Source organism: Martinezella sp. CNPSo 3964, assembly GCF_057784375.1.
The window spans coordinates 111720-127914 of record NZ_JBXSOW010000011.1 but is presented as its reverse complement, the minus strand read 5'-3'; the positions used below and the strand labels follow the sequence as shown (position 1 = coordinate 127914).

Below are 16195 nucleotides of genomic sequence, written 5' to 3'. Positions count from 1 at the left end.
AGGATCATAGTCCCGAGGAAAGGATCAGGATTATGGGTCACGGGTTGGAAGGCAAGAAGGTCGTCATCACGGCGGCGGGGCAGGGCATCGGCCGAGCATCGGCGGAGCGCTTCATCTCGCTTGGCGCGCATGTCTACGCCACCGACATCAACGAGCAGACGCTCTCGACGCTGGATGGCGCCACCAAGCATGTGCTGAATGTGCTCGACGGTGCTGCGGTCAAGGCCTACGCTGAAGAGCTCGGCCCGATCGACGTGCTCTTCAACTGCGCCGGCTTCGTCCATGCCGGCACGATCCTCGATTGCGAAGAGAAGGATTGGGATTTCTCCTTCAACCTCAATGCCAAGGCCATGTATACGACTTGCCGCGCCTTCCTGCCGGGCATGCTGGAAAAGGGCAAGGGCTCGATCGTCAACATGTCGTCGGTCGCTTCCAGCGTGAAAGGCGTGCCCAACCGCTTCGCCTACTGCGCCTCCAAGGCCGCCGTCATCGGCCTTACCAAGTCGATCGCCGCCGATTTCGTTGCCAAGGGTATTCGTGCCAACGCCATTTGCCCCGGCACGGTCGATAGCCCTTCTCTGCATGAGCGGCTGCGGGCAACCGGCGACTACGAAAAGGCAATGAAGGACTTCATTGGACGTCAGCCGATGGGCCGCATCGCGACCGCCGAAGAGATTGCCGCCCTCGTGACCTATCTCGCCGGCGACGAAGCAGGTTTCACGACCGGCCAGATCCACGTCATCGACGGTGGTTGGACGGGCTGAGGGTTCTTTCCGCGATCGGAGGCTTCGTGTTGCGAGGCCTCCTTTTATTTGCCACTCTCGTTTGCGAATCGGTTTGCGACGGACGATTTGCGATCAGGAGAGCGGCATGGATGCGCAGGGACATTTGCATCATTCCAGATGGCTCGTGTTATGGCGCAAGCATCATGTCATCGTGATTTCCGTGCTGGCCGGCATTGCCGTCTTTCTGCTTCTGACGTCCAGGGATTTCAATGCCGGCAACCTGTTGGTTGCCTGGGATACGACGGCGGTCGTCTATATCATATACAGTCTCTATCGGATGCTGACGGCGGACCCGCAGCGGATTCGCAAGCGCTCCGCAGATCTCGATTTTTCGGATGGATTCCTCCTGTTTCTGTCGATCGCTGCTGCTCTTGCCAGCATCGGCGGCATTGCGCTGGATCTGCTTGGCGTCAAGGATGCCTCACCCGAAATCGCCTTCTACCGCGTGATGATGGCGATCGTGACGATCCTTATATCGTGGACCTTCCTGCATACGCTGTTCACCATCCACTATGCGCATCGCTTCTACAGTATTCCCGGCAAAGGGCAGGGGCTCAAATTCGCAGAGCCCGTCGAAGAGCCGATTTATTGGGACTTCCTCTATTTTTCCTTCACCATCGGTGTCGCGGCGCAGACCGCCGATATTGGCATTTCCACGGTCTCGATGCGTAAGCTGGCGCTTTTGCATGCGATCCTGTCGTTCCTGTTCAATACGACCATCCTGGCGCTTGCGATAAACGTCGGGGCGAGCCTGATCTAGGCCCGCCCCTTCGACAGCTGCGGCTCATACTGTCACATGACGGCGTTGCCGGCCATGACGGCCAGGATCAGGAACACCAGGAAGATGATCAGGAAGATGGCAAAGAGAACGCGCGCAATGGTTGCGGTTGCCGCGGACACGCCTGAAAAGCCGAAAAAGCCGCTGATCAGCGAAATCACAAAGAAAATAAGAGCCCATTTCAGCATTTAGCAATCTCCTCTGCGTTGTATTTCTGTAAGACGCGGGAGGAGGGAATTTGTTCCGAAGGTGGTTTGGTTTTGGCGATAGCTCCGGGATTATGGAGAGTGTGGCACTCCCCTCTGTCACTTCGTGACATCTCCCCCACAAGGGGGAGATTGGTAACCCGCAGTGATCCCTCGTATCCAAACCAGGATTGCGTCTGTTGAAATGAAGGCCCGTTGCTTTTTACAGAGCGGGCGACGCTCTCCAAACAATCTCCCCCCTTGTGGGGGAGATGTCACGACAGTGATAGAGGGGGTATAATGCCGCGGCAAGCGCGAGGACCTTTGTTTTACCCCCAGCCATTCCCTACCCGTGATTGATCATCACATGTCGCACGGCGGTATAATCTTCGATAGCGTAGACTGACATATCCTTGCCGTAACCGGATTGCTTCAGGCCGCCATGCGGCATTTCGTTGACCAGCATGAAGTGGGTGTTGATCCAGGTGCAGCCATATTGCAGCCGGGCGGCCGTCTGCATGCCGCGGCTGATGTCCTTGGTCCAGACCGAGGAGGCGAGGCCGTAGTCGCTGTCATTGGCCCAGGTGACGGCGGCGTCGGGATTGGTGAAGCGTGTGACCGAGACGACCGGGCCGAAGACTTCGCGGCGCACGATCTCGTCGTCCTGCGTGGCGCCGGCGACGATGGTCGGGGCATAGAAGAAGCCGCGTTCGCCGGAGATCCTGCCGCCTGTCGTGATCTCCATGTGCTTGTGTTCGGCGGCGCGGGTGACAAAGCTCTCGACGCGGTCGCGCTGGCGCTTGGAGATCAGCGGGCCAATCTCGTTTTCGGTATCGTCGGCAAGGTTGAACTTGATGTTCGATACGGCCGAGGTAAGGTCGGCGACGAAATTATCGTAGACCTTGGCGTCGGCATAGATGCGGCAGGCGGCGGTGCAGTCCTGGCCGGCATTGTAGTAGCCGAAGGTACGGATGCCTGACACGACGGCGTCGATATCGGCATCGTCGAAGATGATGACCGGCGCCTTGCCGCCGAGTTCGAGATGGGTGCGCTTCACTGTCTTGGCGGCTGCCTGAAGCACCTTCTTGCCGGTGGCGACATCGCCGGTGATGGACACCATGCCGATCTTCGGATGGTTGATCAGCGCGTTGCCGACACTTTCGCCGCGGCCGAGGATGACGTTGACGACACCCTCGGGGAGGATATCCGCCAGCAGCTTTGCCATCTTCAATGCCGTCAGCGGGGTCTGTTCCGAAGGCTTGAAGACGACGGTGTTGCCGCCTGATATCGCCGGCGCCAGCTTCCAGGCCATCATCATCAGCGGATAGTTCCACGGTGCAATCGAGCCGACGATGCCGATGGGATCACGGCGGATCATCGAGGTGTGGCCGGGCAGATATTCGCCGGCGACCGGGCCGTGCAGGTTGCGTACCGCACCGGCAAAGAAGCGATAGCAGTCGACGATCGCCGGAATTTCATCATTGAGCACAGCATTGATCGGCTTGCCGCAGTTCAACGCTTCCAACGCGGCGAAGCCTTCGGCATCGCGCTCGATGGCATCGGCAATCTTGAGGAGATAGGTCGAGCGCTGGCTTGGCGTCGTCTGCGACCAGCTCGTGAAGGCCTTTTCCGCGGCGTCGACGGCGGCGTCGATCTGGCCGAGCGATGCCTCGGGCAGGTTAAGCACGGTCTCGCCCGTCTTCGGGTTGAGGACGCGCTCTTCCGTTTCCGTGCCGGCTTCGAAGCGGGAGCCGATCAGCATTTGGGTATCCATTATTCTCTCCCTTTCATTTGCCGCCGCCGGCGATCTGGTCGCCGTCGCGGGTAAGATAGTAGGCTGCCAGGATTGGCAGGAAGGTGACAAGCACGACGACCATGGCGACGACGTTGGTGACGGGTCGCTGGCGCGGGCGGATGAGTTCCTCCAGCATCCAGATCGGCAAGGTCATCTGCTGGCCGCCGGTGAAGGTGGTGACGATGACTTCATCGAAGGAGAGCGCGAAGGCGAGCATGCCGCCGGCAAGCAGCGCCGTGCCGATGTTCGGCAGGACGACATGGCGAAAGGTCTGGAAGCCATCGGCGCCAAGATCCATCGACGCCTCGATCAGCGAGCCGGAGGTGCGACGGAAACGGGCGACGGCATTGTTGTAGACCACGACGACGCAGAAGGTGGCATGGCCAAGAACGATCGTCCAGACCGAGAACGGGATATCGAACAGGCTGAAGGCGGAGCGTAGTGCGATGCCGGTGATGATGCCCGGAAGCGCGATCGGCAGGATGACGAGCAGCGAGATCGCCTCGCGGCCGAAGAATTTCGTCTGGCTGACGGCGGCGGCGCAGAGCGTGCCAAGCACCAGCGCTATAATGGTGGCGATAGTTGCGACCTGAACGGACAACGCAAGCGCCGACCAGACATCCGGTCTGTTCCAGGCGATGCCGAACCATTGCAGGGTGAGGCCCGGTGGCGGCCACTGATAGCTCTTTTCCTCCGTCGTGAAGGCATAGATGAAGATCAAGAGGATCGGCAGATGCAGGAAGAGCAGGCCGCCAGCAGCGGCGATCTTCAGGGGGAAGGAGGCGCGTTGCCCACGATCAGAGCGCATCGAAAGCTCCCTGCTTCTTGGCGATCCAGAGATAGATGGCCATGATGGCGATTGGCACGACCGAGAAGGCGGCGGCCAGCGGCACGTTGCCGGCGGTTCCCTGCTGCGTATAGACGGCCTGGCCGATGAAGAGGCGCGAGGAGCCGATGATCTGCGGGATGATGTAATCGCCTAAGGTCAGCGAGAAGGTGAAGATCGAGCCGGCGACCACACCAGGCAAAGCCAGCGGCAGGAGCACCGTGCGGAAGGTCTGGTTCGGCGTTGCGCCGAGATCGGAAGAGGCTTCGAGCAGATTGGCCGGCACGCGTTCGAGAGCGGCCTGCGTCGGCAGGATCATATAGGGCAGCCAGACGTAGACGAAGACCAGGAAGGTGCCGATATAGCTCACCGACAGCGAGTTGCCGCCGATGATCGGCATGGCGAGCACGCCATCGAGCAGCCAGCCGAGGTGCAGCTTGTCGAAGATCCAGGTGAGGATGCCTTCCTTGGCGAGGATCAGCTTCCAGGCATAGACTTTCACCAGATAGCTCGACCAGAGCGGCAGCATGATGCCGAGATAGAACAGCGCCTTCCATTTACCCTGCGCATGGCGCGCCGCATAATAGGCGATGGGGAATGCGACGAAGGCGGAGGCCAAGGTGACGAGGGCGGCCATAATGACCGTGCGGACGATGATGTCGAAATTGGCCGTGTTCAGCAGCTGGGCATAGGTCGAGAGGGTGAATTCGTAGTTCACCATTCCCGAGAAGTCGTCAATCGAGAAGAAGCTCTGCAGCAAGAGCGCGATCAGCGAGCCGATGTAGATGATGCCGAGCCAGAGCAGCGGTGGCGTCAGCATCAGGAACAGCAGCAGCTTCGGGCGGCGCCAGAAGAGATCGGATAGGCGGCCGAAGAAACCGCCGCGGCGCGGCAGGATCGAGGCCGGCGCTTGGCTTGACGAGGCGGGGAAGGCGGCGGCGTTCATGCGGCGTCATCCATGTAATGCACATCGGCCGGCAGCCAGGCGAGGCGGACGGATGCGCCTGTATCCGGAGCCGATTGCCCGGCAGGCACGGTCACATGCAGGCGGGCGCCATTTGCCTCCACCGAGAGGCGGGTAGCGGCACCGAGAAAGCTCGTCGCTTTCACGGTCGCCGCCACGCCGCTCTCCTCAGTCAACCGGATCGCTTCGGGGCGTAGGCTGGCCCAGCGGCGTTCGCCGCCGAGCGACGACATGACCTCGGGGGTAATGACGTTGGAGGAGCCGACGAAATCGGCGACGAAGCGGGTCTTCGGCCGCTGATAGATATCGTGGGGTGTGCCCTGCTGGACGATGCGACCATCGTTGAAGACGGCGACGCGGTCGGCCATGGACAGCGCCTCACCCTGATCGTGGGTGACGAAGACAAAGGTGATGCCGAGCGCGCGCTGCAGGCTCTTCAATTCCTCCTGCATCTGCTCGCGCAGTTTCAGATCGAGTGCGCCGAGCGGCTCATCGAGCAGCAGCACCTTCGGCTTGTTGACCAGGGCGCGGGCAAGCGCCACGCGCTGCCGCTGGCCACCGGAGAGCTGGCCGGGGCGCCGCGCGCCATAGCCCGGCAGCTTCACCAGCTCCAGCGCCTGCTCGGCTGCACGCAGCCGCTCGGCCTTGCCGACGCCCTTGACCATCAGCCCGTAGGCAACGTTGTCGAGGATGTTGAGATGCGGAAACAGCGCATAGTCCTGGAAGACCGTGTTGACGTTGCGCCTATAGGGCGGCACGCCTTCGGCGGTTTCACCGAAGATCTCGATATGGCCGCCGGTCGGCTGTTCGAAGCCGGCGATCAGCCGGAGGCAGGTGGTCTTGCCGGAACCGGAAGGGCCGAGCATGGCGAAGAATTCGCCGGGTGCGATCTCCAGATCGACACGGTCCACAGCGCGGACCTGGCCGAAATGGCGGGACACCTGCTGGAAACGAACGGCGTTCATTGGTTTCTCCAGGGATATGCAGTGGTGTTTGATATCATGCCAGCCAAACCAACCGGAGCAGGTTTGCGACGGAACCGGCTTTCAATGGGCCGGCGGGATTGCCGCTCCGCATTCGGAGCGGCGAAGGCCGATGCGGCTGGTTATCTGCCGCCGATTACGCCGATATAGTCGGAGACCCAGCGATGATAGGGCACGCATTCGCTCTGGCTCGTGCATTTTGCGACAGGCGTCTTCCAGAAGCGAATCTTGTCGAAGTGGTCGTAGCCATTGGTGGCGCAACCGCTGTCGGTGAGCAGTTCATTGCCCTTGCAGGCGGCGGGAACCGAGGGCACGGCGCCGAACCAGGCGGCGGCGTCGCCCTGAACCTTTGCCTGCAATGAATGCTCCATCCACATATAGGCGCAGTTCGGATGCTCGCTGTCGGCATGCAGCATGGTGGTGTCGGCCCAGCCCGTCGTTCCCTCATCCGGGAAGGTGGAGGCGATCTTCTGCTTGTCGGACTGCAGCAGGTTCACCTGGAACGGCCATGAGCCGGAGGCGACGACGCCTTCGTTCTTGAAGTCGTCGGTCTGGATCATCGCGTCGTGCCAATAGCGGCTGACGAGCTTGCGCTGGCCACGCAGGAGGTCGAGTGCGGCCTTGTACTGGTCTTCGTTCAGCTCGTAGGGGTCCTTGATGCCAAGCTCCGGCTTGTGCGCCATGAGGTAAAGGGCGGCATCGGCAATATAGATCGGGCCATCATAGGCCTGGACGCGGCCCTTGTTGGACTTGCCGTCGGGCAGGGTCATTTCCTCGAAGACGATGTTCCAGCTCTTCGGCGCCTGACCCTTGAAGGCATCCGTGTTGTACATCAGCACATTCGGTCCCCAGAGATAGGGGACGCCGTAGTGGACGCCGTTGACCGTATGCCACGGGGCATTCTTCAGGCGCTCATCAAGGGTCTTCCAGCTCGGGATCAGATCGGTATTGATCGGCTGGACGCGCTTGCCAGCCACGAGACGCAGCGATGCGTCGCCCGAGGCGGTCACGAGATCGAAGCCACCTTCGTTCATCAGGGCGACCATTTCGTCCGATGTTGCCGCGGTCTTGACGCTGACCTTGCAGCCGGTCTCCTTTTCGAAGCCCGTGACCCAATCGTAGTTCTTGTCGCTTTCGCCGCGCTCGATATAGCCGGCCCATGCGACGATGCTGACGGCGCCTTCACCTTTGCCGAGCGTCTTCAACGGCTCGGCGGCAATGACCTGCGTGGCAAAACTTAGGCATGCGAGTGCGGCCGTGCATGATTTCAGCAGATGCTTCATCGGACTCTCCCGGTTTTTGAGCCTTGATTATGTGGAGCCAGTGGCTGGCTTTCTGTTCCCGGAAGAAAAGGTGACGCGATTTCGCCGTATTCGCAAATTCATTTATCAGAAAGTCGATATCGGAAATTCCGATTTCAAGTGAAGCGATCGATTAGCAATCGGACTCGCTTCTCAAGAACGGGAACAGAAGGATCGTCCCCAATCTGACCGTCTAACGACTTCATAAATACATCAGCCGCGAGTTCATCCCCTAAAATTGCCGATATGCACTCGAATGCTATTTTATGATGGAGCGCATCGATTTCTGGGTCTAGCCGTTCACAAACTTCATAGAACTCGCCGGCCATAGGCGCTCCAACCATGTCTGCCCAAGGCTCGATTAGCATAATCCGGCAAACCTCGAAGAGGCGCTCCCGCTGCGTGCCATCACCCGCAACGGCCGCCTTCGCAAGCGGGTGCCGGGATATGAGCCAATGCCGAAACACGGCGGTATAGATGTCCTCTTTGTTGCTGAACGTTTTGTAGAGCAGCGTGCGCGAAATGCAGGCGCGTTTGGCGATATCGTCCAGCGACGTTTTGGCAAAGCCAAAATTGAGGAAGCACCATTTTGCGGCGTTCAAAATGGTGTCACGGCGTGAAGCAACTTCTTCTGGGGTTATCCTAGGTGCCATAGCGATTTGTGACAAATTGAATGTTTTTCGTCAAGTTGTTGCGTTCTTCCACTTGACCTTCGGCTCTTACTGAATCATTTTGACATAAAGAGTTAATTTTGTCACAATGCATCGCTTTACGGAAGCAAGGTTGCAGCGCGCCAATTTCCAAGGACAGAAGGCAACGAAAATGAGCAATGCTTGGACCCCGGCAGAAATCCCCCCGCAAACGGATAGACGAATAATCGTTACAGGCGGGAACAGCGGAATAGGGTGGCATACCGCGCTCGAATTGGCTCGCGCCGGCGCACAGGTTACGATCGGTGCGCGTAGCAAGTCCAAAGGCGAGGACGCGGTAAAGCGCATTCGCGACATTATTCCGCGCGCCAATGTGCGCTGGGGTGTCCTGGACCTTTCCAATCCTGTGTCCGTTCAAGCATTCGCCGACAGCCAGCTCGAAGATGGCCGCCCGATTGATATGCTGATCAATAATGCTGGCATAATGGGCCTTCCGCGGCGTGAAGTTAGCGTCGACGGCCACGAACTGCAGTTCGCGACCAATGTCTTCGGGCCTTATCGGTTGACTGGTTTGCTTTTGCCGGCGTTGCTGCGCGCAAACCGCCCACGTGTCGTAACAGTCGCGTCTGGCACACATAAGATGTTCAAGCCCGGGCCGATTACTGATTTTGAGGCCAAGGACAACTACGTGCCGATGCGGGTTTATGCCAAGACGAAGCTTGCCAACGTCCTCTTCGCTCGTGAGTTACAGCGCCGCGCGGGCGACCGGCTGCTATCGACCATTAGCCATCCTGGCGGCGCGCGAACCAATCTCTTTGCCGCAACAACCTTGAGCACCAAGATTGCCGGCATCTTGACGTATCCTCTACTGCAAAGTTCGGAGAAGGGCGCGTGGCCGACGCTTATGACTGCAACTTTGGAGAATGCCCGACCTGGCGGTTATTACGGACCTGGCGGCTTCATGGAGTTGCGCGGCAATCCTGTCGAGGCGAAAACGGCTTCCTATGCGGATGATCCTTCCGCTTGGCGCGCTCTGTTCAATGACCTGGAACGGATTACCGGCATCGCCTACGCTATTTAAAACTGGAAGACCCAGAGAAGTTTTTTCGCTCTCTGCCATTGCTACCACATGGGAAATTCCGATTCTTATCTCTGTATGCGGGCCAGATCGAAAGCCTCTGGCCGCAGCTTTCCAGCCTTCAGGAGATGTTGCAGCGCGTAGGAGAGGGAAAGGGCATCATCAAGCGCATCGTGTCCCCGGAGTGGTGGATGCTGCACGCCATAGTAGTGAGAAAGCTCGCTGCTTGGCGTCTTCGCCAGATCCTCGACAGGCATTCCCGCTGCCAGCAGAAGCTTGACGGCATTGTCGAAGCGATGCGCGGGAATGGAGGGCTGAATTCCAGCGACATAGCAGCTGATCGCCATCATATTCAGTTCGTCCTTGCCCCAGGACCAAAAGCGGGCGCCACTCGAGAAGAGATCCAGGCCGACAAGGGCATCCTGCAGCGATATGCCTTCTGTCTTGAGGCTCCCCTCGGTGATGCCGGTGAGTGTGGTGAAAAACGGATCGAGCGCATATTGATCGCCAAACCTGTCGATCGGGCGCACATAGGCCTTGTAGCTGTCCAAGATCGGGAAGCCCTCTTCGAGGCTAAGCTTGACGGCCCCGAGCTGCGCGATGACCGGATCGGGATCGTGGGCGGCGCACCAGAACCGGCGTTGCGACCCTTCGAGACAGAGGAATTCACAGTCGAATATGATTGCGGTCTTCATACCTGGCCTCACCGGATGAACAATCTTCGATTGCATTCTCCACGTAGCGATGGAGGGCCGCGCTTGCTAGCGCTGGCGGCCCGAGCGCATGCTTTCGGCGACGCCGACGAAATCGCGGGCAGCCTGCGGAAGGCTCGATCCCTTGCGCCAGACCATGCCGACCTGCACCACCGGCAGCGAGCCGGAGACGTCGCGGCTTTCGATGCGGTCGCCTTCCAGCGACCAGGGACGGTAGACGAGATCCGGCAGCAGCGCGACGCCGGCGCCGGTCGCAACCAGGCTGCGCACCGCTTCGACTGAGCGCGTGCGGAAGGCGACATGCGGGCGGGCACCAAGGGCGGTCAAAAGCTTGCCGGTATTTTCCTCGATTTCGTCGATGGTGAGCATGATCAGCGGCTCGCGGCTGATGTCGGCGACGCTGATGATATCGGCCGAGACGAGGGGATGGCCCATCGGCAGCCAGAGACGATAGGGCGAGGTCTCCAGAATCTCGGCCTGTAGGGCCATGCGGTCCCGCAGGTTGGAGATGACCATGACGGCGACGTCGAGTTCACCACCAACCAGAAGATGTTCCAGATAGCCGCCATTGTCCTCGATGGCGCTGACTTCGACGCCGGGGCAGGCACGACGATAGCGCGCCAGCAGATCGGACAGCACATAACCGGCGACGAGCGAAGTTACCCCGATATTCAGCGTACCGCCGGCCTCATTCTGCTTGCCGGAAAAACTGGTACGCGCGTCCGAAACGGTTGCAAGAATCTTCGTCGCATGGCGCAGGAACTGGTGGCCGTTATGGGTGATGGACAGCCCGCGCGGATGACGGTCGAACAGCTCGACGCCGAGGTCGCTTTCAAGCTCCTTGAGGGCTTCGGTCACGGAGGATTGCGAGATGGACAGGTTCTGCGCGGCGCGCGTCACCGAGCCCTGTTCCGCCACGGCAACGAAGTATTGCAGCTGTCTCAAGGTGAAGGCCATGCGAAGGTTAGAGCATGTTCGCGGCACGGAAGGCAAGCGCCCGTCATAGCTGTGAAAGTTTGGACCTTTTTTGGTAACGATGTTGAGGACAACACAAGTTTCACCTCAGTTTTAAGTATTCCGAAACGCCAATTCCCTAACGTGAGGGTTGATCATTTTTGTCGGCTTGGAGTGGTCTATGCTGGAGCAGTTGGCGTGAGCGCCTTACTGCACATTTTCCGGATACCCCGGAAATTTGTCGTCATGATCGGCGGAGTGGCCTTTCTCATAGGCTGCTCCGGCGTATTGGCGCTTTATGTCGGCAAGGACAGGCTGCTCGGCCTCGCCTCCGCGTCTCCCAACGGGCTTCAGTGCACGGACGTCAATCTCGTCACGATCCGCAAGGACAACCGTTTCTGGGTTCGCAAATATATTCGTACCGAGCCGACGGACGGGCTGACGCGGGTCAGGACCGCGCTCCGGGTTGCCAAAGCTGTTTACCAGGAACAGAAGCCAGATCTCGTTCAGGTTGTGGTTCTCGACAGGAATGGCCCAACGCTGCGTTCCGATCTGCGTGGTCGGGCGCTTGGCGCCGATGTCGTCTATGTGGCCCATCCCGACCGGCTTGTCGATGGCGGCTCCGAGGCACCGCTGACGGCACGCTACTATGATGGCGGTGCGAGCAATGCCGGCCTGTTTTATGGCGAGCAGATCAACATGCTGCCGCAGGATATCGATGCGGCGATCGCCGGGTTGAAGAATCTGGCCGACTGCGACAATGCGCTGGCGGCAGACAATGGCGGCGACGCCAAGAAGGACAAGATGAAGGCTGCGATCGCCGCAGAAGAGAAGGCGGCCGCAAATCAGGCGGAGGGGCACGATGCCAAGCCGCAGCTGCCGGAACCGAAATCGACAGGCAATGTGCAGCCGGGCTATGATGCAAACGGTGATTTCATCGGAGCCGATGCCGGGGCCAAGGGAAAAAGCCCGTCACCGGGATTAGACCCGACCATGACGGGTGCCGCCGACCGCCGATCGCCCGTCACCAACTGACCAAAACCGGATTTGCGCTATCGGGTGGAAAGGCAATAGCCTCATTCCGCCAGATGTTTCTCGCCGATAGCCTGGTAGAGCGCGAAGAGCGCCTCGTGAACTTCGCCCGCAAGACGATAGAAGTCGGGATTGGCCAGAATTGCCGGATGCAGCAGCAACTGATCGTCGGTCATGTCGAGCATGACCGACGCCGTATGCATCGCCTCGTGGCAGCCAAACGTTCCCGGTGCATATTGCGAGAGATCGATGTCGCCAAGCTCCGCGAGGTCGGCACGACGCTGATGCTCGCTGTCGGCATCTGCGGCCGATATCTCTTTATCCGTCATGATACGCACCTTTTATGTTCGAAGGATCGAACCGGTCTCAATCCGCCTTGTTGCGACGGGCCGGGAAGAGGATGATGTCGCGGATCGAGGGCGAGTTGGTCAAAAGCATGATGAGGCGGTCCACACCGATGCCGAGACCGCCTGCCGGCGGCATGCCCTGATCGATCGCGTCGAGGAATTCCTCGTCCAGTTCCTTCTGCTTTTCGCCGCGCGCATGCGCCTGCTCGAGCTGCTCGACCATGCGGGCGCGCTGCTCTTCCGGATCGTTGAGTTCCGAGAAGGCGTTGCCGAGTTCCCAGGCGTTGCAATAGGTCTCGAAGCGTTCGACGAGGCGAGGCTCGCCCGGCACTTCCTTGGCGAAGGGCGAGATGTCCTTCGGGAAATGCGTGACGTGCGCCGGCTGAATCAGCGTGCCCTCGACCTTCTCTTCGAAGATGAAGGCAAGGCATTCGCCCCAGGTGGCGTCCTTCTCGACGGCAAAGCCGGCGGCCTTGGAGGCGGCGCGGGCTTCTTCATCGGTCTTGATCGCGAGGAAATCGATGCCGGTCGCTTCCTTGACGGCGTCTGGCATCGGCACGCGGCGGAACGGACCCTTGAAGGAGATCTGCTTGTCGCCGAAGGCGAATTCCGTGCTGCCGTGGATCGACATGGCGAGCGTCGAGAACAGGCGCTCGACGAGGTCCATGATGTCCTCGTAGTCGGCATAGGCCCAGTAACACTCCATCATGGTGAATTCGGGATTGTGCCGGGTGGAGACGCCTTCGTTGCGGAAGTTGCGGTTGATCTCGAACACTTTGTCGGTAAGGCCGGATACCAGCGTGCGCTTCAGGAACAGTTCCGGCGCGATGCGCAGGTACATGTCGAGCTTCAGCGTATTGTGATGCGTCTTGAACGGCTCGGCGGTGGCGCCACCGTAAACCGAGTGCAGCATGGGCGTTTCGACTTCCATGAAGCCGTCATTTTCCATGAAACGGCGGATGCCCGAAACGATGCGGCTGCGCTGCTGGAAGCGGAGCTTCGATTCCTCGTTGGTCATGATGTCGAGATGGCGCTTGCGGTAGCGCAGCTCGATGTCGGACAGGCCGTGCCACTTTTCCGGCATCGGCAGCAGTGTTTTCGTCAGCATGGTGATCTGCTGCGCGTTGATCGTCAGCTCGCCGCGCTTGGTGCGGCGCACGACGCCGGTGACGCCGATGATGTCGCCGATATCGATCATCGGCAGCAGGGAGCGCGCTTCTTCCGAGGTTACGTCCTTGTGGCTGAAGATCTGGATCTTGGCAGAGGCGTCATGGATGTCCATGAACATGCCGGAGTTGCGCGAGGAATAGACGCGGCCGGCAACGGTGACGACATCGCCGGTTTCCGTATCCGGCTCCAGGCCCTCGTATTTCGCGGCGAGTTCGGAATTGGTCAGCGTCCGGTGAAAATGCGCCGGATAGACGTCGCCGATCTGCTCGCGCAGCAGCTTCAGCTTCTGCGCGCGAACTTCCGTTGCGTCGGAGGAGAGGGTAGCGGTTTCGGTCTTGTCGTTCATGGTTCTAAGTCCGGTTCAGTTCTTCGGGCCGACGAGGGTCGCAACGGTCTGCGCGGCAAGTTTCAGCCGCTGGCGCACGACGGAGCGGCCCAGGATCGCCATGCTATCGAAAAGCGGTAGCGAGCGCGAGGAGCCCGATACGGCGACGAAGAGCGGGGCGACAATGACCTTCAGCTTCTTGCCCATGCGGTCGGCGATGGCGCGTAGCTCGGCTTCGATCGTCTCGACATTCCATTCGAGGATCTTTTCGAGATCCGGCTGCACCGTGTTCAGGATTTCCAGCAGTTCTTCCGGCGTCGACTTGATCTTTGCAAAGGCGGAAGGATCGAGGTTGAGGTCGGACTTGAACAGGAAGCCGGCGAGGTCAGGCAATTCACCGAGCTTGGTGATGCGCGACTGCGACAGCTTCAGGCCTTCCTGCAGGCGACTGTTTTCCATCGCCCAAGTCAGAACCCGCTGCTGGAATTCCTCTTCCGACAGCTTCTCGCGGATCCAGCGGCCGTTCAGCCAGTCGAGCTTCTGGATGTCGAAGATCGCGCCGGCCTTGGAGAGGTTTTCCGGATCGAACTTTTCGGCGAGCTCGTCCATGCTCAGGAGCTCTTCGCCTTCGGCGATCTGGATGAAGAACAGGCCGAGGAAGTTCATCAGCGCTTCGGGGATGTAGCCGAGGGCGGTGTAATAAGAGATCGATGTCGGGTTCTTGCGCTTCGACAGCTTCGATTTGTCGGCGTTGCGCATCAGCGACAGGTGCATGAAAACAGGCGCTTCCCAGCCGAGATACTGATAGATCAGGATGTGCTTCGGCACCGAGGCGAGCCATTCTTCGCCGCGAGCGACATGGGTGATCTTCATCAGATGGTCGTCGACGACGTTGGCCATGTGATAGGTCGGCATGCCATCGGCCTTCAGGAGGACCTGCATGTCGACGGCATCCCACGGGATTTCCACGTCGCCGTAGACGCCGTCATGGAATTTGCAGGAGCCCTCGGTCGGGATCTTCATGCGCACGACATGCGGCTCGCCGGCAGCAACGCGCGAGGTGACTTCCTCAGCCGAGAGGTTCAGACAGTGGCCGTCATACTTTGGCGGCAGGCCGGCGGCGCGCTGCGCCTCGCGCATCTTCTCCAGACGCTCCGGTGTGCAGAAGCAGCGGAAACCATGACCGTTTGTGACGATCTGCTCGACATAGGGCTTGTAGAGTTCCTTGCGGTCGCTCTGGCGATAGGGGCCGTAGGGGCCGCCGATATCCGGGCCTTCGGACCATTTCAGGCCGCACCATTTCAGCGCATCGAGAACCTTGGTCTCGAATTCCGGGGTGGAGCGGGTCGCGTCGGTATCCTCGATGCGCAGGATGAATTCGCCGCCATGTTTCTTGGCGAAGAGATAGTTGAACAGCGCGATGTAAGCGGTGCCGACATGCGGCTCGCCGGTGGGGGAGGGTGCGATGCGGACGCGAACGCCTGAAGTGGTCATTTTGTTTGCCCGTCATAAAAGGCCGGGCCGCGCTTGGGACAAGCGCCGTCCAGCCGAAAATGTCTATCTGGATCAGGAAACCGGCCGGAAAAGGGCGGCTTGCCGCTTCAATCCTGCGTTTTCCGTATGGCTGGCCTTAGGCCATATTCAACGGGTGACGTCAAGGGAAACTGCGCCGCAAGAGCTGGCGAGGGCGTCCAAGACATTACCCTGCATCGAAAAAAGCCGGCTTCCAGAATTCTCGAAACACCTTTACCCTTCGTAAGGGCTTCGGGACGAAAGCCTTACGCTTGCCGAATTTGATTTGCAATTTTCGCGGCAGTGGCGAAATAGGTCTTCAATCGTTCACCGCGAGGATACAATGAAGAAATTGATTTTGAGCTTGTTATTGACGGTCTCGATGGTCGACGCCGCCGCGGCCCAGTCGACCATCACGCGCGACAGTTCTGCGCGCCTGATTGAATCCTATCGGGCCTATATCGGCAACGACGACCTTTATAATTCCAAGGGCGAACGCCTGACTGCACCCTGGCAGATCATCCGTCAGGATCGTGCCAACTATCATGCCTATCGCCGTCGCGACCGCGGCGACCAGGGCGATAGTTTCTTCTCGCTGCCGTCCAATCGCCAGAAGCTAGAAGCGATGCTGGCAAACGGCAATATCGCCGACGATGCCGGGAACTACATCGTTCGCGGCAATGTCTGGATCAAGGTCGACATTTATGGCCGCGGCGATATCGGCGAATGGGTCGATGTGCACGTCCAGGACTGATCGGTCTAATGGAACTGCACCCGCCAGCGGGTGCAGTTCTTTC

17 protein-coding genes are annotated in these 16195 nt (G+C 59.6%); 5 read left to right on the top strand and 12 right to left on the bottom strand.

The genetic code is table 11. From position 1 onward, the window contains the following. The first annotated feature begins 32 nt into the window (after window positions 1-32). Both AC13Q5_RS27945 and AC13Q5_RS27940 read left to right on the top strand, forming a co-directional pair. On the top strand, window positions 33-764 hold the full coding sequence (locus AC13Q5_RS27945; RefSeq protein ID WP_488503891.1) for an SDR family oxidoreductase: 732 nt from the start codon (window positions 33-35) through the stop codon (window positions 762-764). A gap of 106 nt (window positions 765-870) precedes the next feature. Further along, entirely contained in the window at window positions 871-1545 is a 675-nt protein-coding gene (locus AC13Q5_RS27940; RefSeq protein WP_075851722.1) for a DUF1345 domain-containing protein, read from the top strand. 32 nt (window positions 1546-1577) lie between these two features. Here AC13Q5_RS27940 and AC13Q5_RS27935 read toward each other — a convergent pair whose 3' ends face one another. The 7 genes from AC13Q5_RS27935 to AC13Q5_RS27905 all read right to left on the bottom strand — a co-directional run bounded on the left by AC13Q5_RS27935 (window position 1578) and on the right by AC13Q5_RS27905 (window position 8285). After that, window positions 1578-1751 carry a DUF1328 domain-containing protein gene (locus tag AC13Q5_RS27935; protein ID WP_075851721.1) on the bottom strand — a complete coding sequence of 58 codons (174 nt, stop codon included), beginning with the start codon at window positions 1749-1751 and terminating at the stop codon, window positions 1578-1580. Between the two features lie 343 nt (window positions 1752-2094). After that, a complete protein-coding gene (locus tag AC13Q5_RS27930; protein WP_488503890.1) occupies window positions 2095-3522 on the bottom strand; it encodes a gamma-aminobutyraldehyde dehydrogenase in 1428 nt (475 codons plus the stop codon). 13 nt (window positions 3523-3535) lie between these two features. Further along, entirely contained in the window at window positions 3536-4351 is an 816-nt protein-coding gene (locus tag AC13Q5_RS27925; RefSeq protein ID WP_488503889.1) for an ABC transporter permease, read from the bottom strand. Further along, window positions 4341-5315, bottom strand: coding sequence for an ABC transporter permease (locus AC13Q5_RS27920; RefSeq protein ID WP_488503888.1), 975 nt, complete (start codon window positions 5313-5315; stop codon window positions 4341-4343). Before AC13Q5_RS27920 ends, AC13Q5_RS27925 begins: the two co-directional genes overlap by 11 nt. Continuing rightward, window positions 5312-6298, bottom strand: coding sequence for an ABC transporter ATP-binding protein (locus tag AC13Q5_RS27915; protein WP_075851717.1), 987 nt, complete (start codon window positions 6296-6298; stop codon window positions 5312-5314). Before AC13Q5_RS27915 ends, AC13Q5_RS27920 begins: the two co-directional genes overlap by 4 nt. A gap of 140 nt (window positions 6299-6438) precedes the next feature. After that, complete coding sequence (locus tag AC13Q5_RS27910) at window positions 6439-7599, bottom strand: ABC transporter substrate-binding protein (RefSeq protein WP_075851716.1); 1161 nt, start codon at window positions 7597-7599, stop codon at window positions 6439-6441. A 134-nt stretch (window positions 7600-7733) separates the two neighbouring features. Beyond that, window positions 7734-8285, bottom strand: coding sequence for a TetR/AcrR family transcriptional regulator (locus tag AC13Q5_RS27905; RefSeq protein WP_457878864.1), 552 nt, complete (start codon window positions 8283-8285; stop codon window positions 7734-7736). Between the two features lie 115 nt (window positions 8286-8400). On the opposite strand from AC13Q5_RS27905, the gene AC13Q5_RS27900 reads away from it, so the two are divergent. Further along, window positions 8401-9348 carry an SDR family NAD(P)-dependent oxidoreductase gene (locus tag AC13Q5_RS27900; protein WP_488503887.1) on the top strand — a complete coding sequence of 316 codons (948 nt, stop codon included), beginning with the start codon at window positions 8401-8403 and terminating at the stop codon, window positions 9346-9348. Window positions 9349-9413: 65 nt separating this feature from the next. Here AC13Q5_RS27900 and AC13Q5_RS27895 read toward each other — a convergent pair whose 3' ends face one another. Continuing rightward, entirely contained in the window at window positions 9414-10040 is a 627-nt protein-coding gene (locus AC13Q5_RS27895; RefSeq protein ID WP_488503886.1) for a 3'-5' exonuclease, read from the bottom strand. A 66-nt stretch (window positions 10041-10106) separates the two neighbouring features. Further along, a complete protein-coding gene (locus AC13Q5_RS27890; protein ID WP_075851713.1) occupies window positions 10107-11015 on the bottom strand; it encodes a LysR family transcriptional regulator in 909 nt (302 codons plus the stop codon). Window positions 11016-11258: 243 nt separating this feature from the next. On the opposite strand from AC13Q5_RS27890, the gene AC13Q5_RS27885 reads away from it, so the two are divergent. Then, window positions 11259-12047, top strand: coding sequence for a hypothetical protein (locus AC13Q5_RS27885; RefSeq protein ID WP_425298665.1), 789 nt, complete (start codon window positions 11259-11261; stop codon window positions 12045-12047). A 41-nt stretch (window positions 12048-12088) separates the two neighbouring features. Here AC13Q5_RS27885 and AC13Q5_RS27880 read toward each other — a convergent pair whose 3' ends face one another. Genes AC13Q5_RS27880 through gltX form a run of 3 tightly spaced genes read right to left on the bottom strand, consistent with a single transcriptional unit; the run spans window position 12089 to window position 15380 of the window. Beyond that, complete coding sequence (locus tag AC13Q5_RS27880) at window positions 12089-12373, bottom strand: hypothetical protein (protein WP_457878867.1); 285 nt, start codon at window positions 12371-12373, stop codon at window positions 12089-12091. 37 nt (window positions 12374-12410) lie between these two features. Beyond that, complete coding sequence (lysS, locus tag AC13Q5_RS27875; RefSeq protein ID WP_488503885.1) at window positions 12411-13907, bottom strand: lysine--tRNA ligase; 1497 nt, start codon at window positions 13905-13907, stop codon at window positions 12411-12413. Window positions 13908-13922: 15 nt separating this feature from the next. Further along, window positions 13923-15380: a glutamate--tRNA ligase gene (gene gltX, locus AC13Q5_RS27870; protein ID WP_488503884.1), complete on the bottom strand. Its 1458-nt coding sequence runs from the start codon at window positions 15378-15380 to the stop codon at window positions 13923-13925. 361 nt (window positions 15381-15741) lie between these two features. Between gltX and AC13Q5_RS27865 the strand changes: the two genes are divergently transcribed. Further along, window positions 15742-16152 carry a hypothetical protein gene (locus AC13Q5_RS27865; RefSeq protein ID WP_075851709.1) on the top strand — a complete coding sequence of 137 codons (411 nt, stop codon included), beginning with the start codon at window positions 15742-15744 and terminating at the stop codon, window positions 16150-16152. The last annotated feature ends 43 nt before the right edge of the window (window positions 16153-16195 follow it).

Coding starts and splice junctions, on each gene's coding strand:
- AC13Q5_RS27945 (WP_488503891.1), top strand. CDS start 33: ATGGGTCACGGGTTGGAAGGCAAGAAGGTCGTCATCACGGCGGCGGGG.
- AC13Q5_RS27940 (WP_075851722.1), top strand. CDS start 871: ATGGATGCGCAGGGACATTTGCATCATTCCAGATGGCTCGTGTTATGG.
- AC13Q5_RS27935 (WP_075851721.1), bottom strand. CDS start 1,751: ATGCTGAAATGGGCTCTTATTTTCTTTGTGATTTCGCTGATCAGCGGC.
- AC13Q5_RS27930 (WP_488503890.1), bottom strand. CDS start 3,522: ATGGATACCCAAATGCTGATCGGCTCCCGCTTCGAAGCCGGCACGGAA.
- AC13Q5_RS27925 (WP_488503889.1), bottom strand. CDS start 4,351: ATGCGCTCTGATCGTGGGCAACGCGCCTCCTTCCCCCTGAAGATCGCC.
- AC13Q5_RS27920 (WP_488503888.1), bottom strand. CDS start 5,315: ATGAACGCCGCCGCCTTCCCCGCCTCGTCAAGCCAAGCGCCGGCCTCG.
- AC13Q5_RS27915 (WP_075851717.1), bottom strand. CDS start 6,298: ATGAACGCCGTTCGTTTCCAGCAGGTGTCCCGCCATTTCGGCCAGGTC.
- AC13Q5_RS27910 (WP_075851716.1), bottom strand. CDS start 7,599: ATGAAGCATCTGCTGAAATCATGCACGGCCGCACTCGCATGCCTAAGT.
- AC13Q5_RS27895 (WP_488503886.1), bottom strand. CDS start 10,040: ATGAAGACCGCAATCATATTCGACTGTGAATTCCTCTGTCTCGAAGGG.
- AC13Q5_RS27890 (WP_075851713.1), bottom strand. CDS start 11,015: ATGGCCTTCACCTTGAGACAGCTGCAATACTTCGTTGCCGTGGCGGAA.
- AC13Q5_RS27885 (WP_425298665.1), top strand. CDS start 11,259: ATGATCGGCGGAGTGGCCTTTCTCATAGGCTGCTCCGGCGTATTGGCG.
- AC13Q5_RS27880 (WP_457878867.1), bottom strand. CDS start 12,373: ATGACGGATAAAGAGATATCGGCCGCAGATGCCGACAGCGAGCATCAG.
- lysS (WP_488503885.1), bottom strand. CDS start 13,907: ATGAACGACAAGACCGAAACCGCTACCCTCTCCTCCGACGCAACGGAA.
- gltX (WP_488503884.1), bottom strand. CDS start 15,380: ATGACCACTTCAGGCGTTCGCGTCCGCATCGCACCCTCCCCCACCGGC.
- AC13Q5_RS27865 (WP_075851709.1), top strand. CDS start 15,742: ATGAAGAAATTGATTTTGAGCTTGTTATTGACGGTCTCGATGGTCGAC.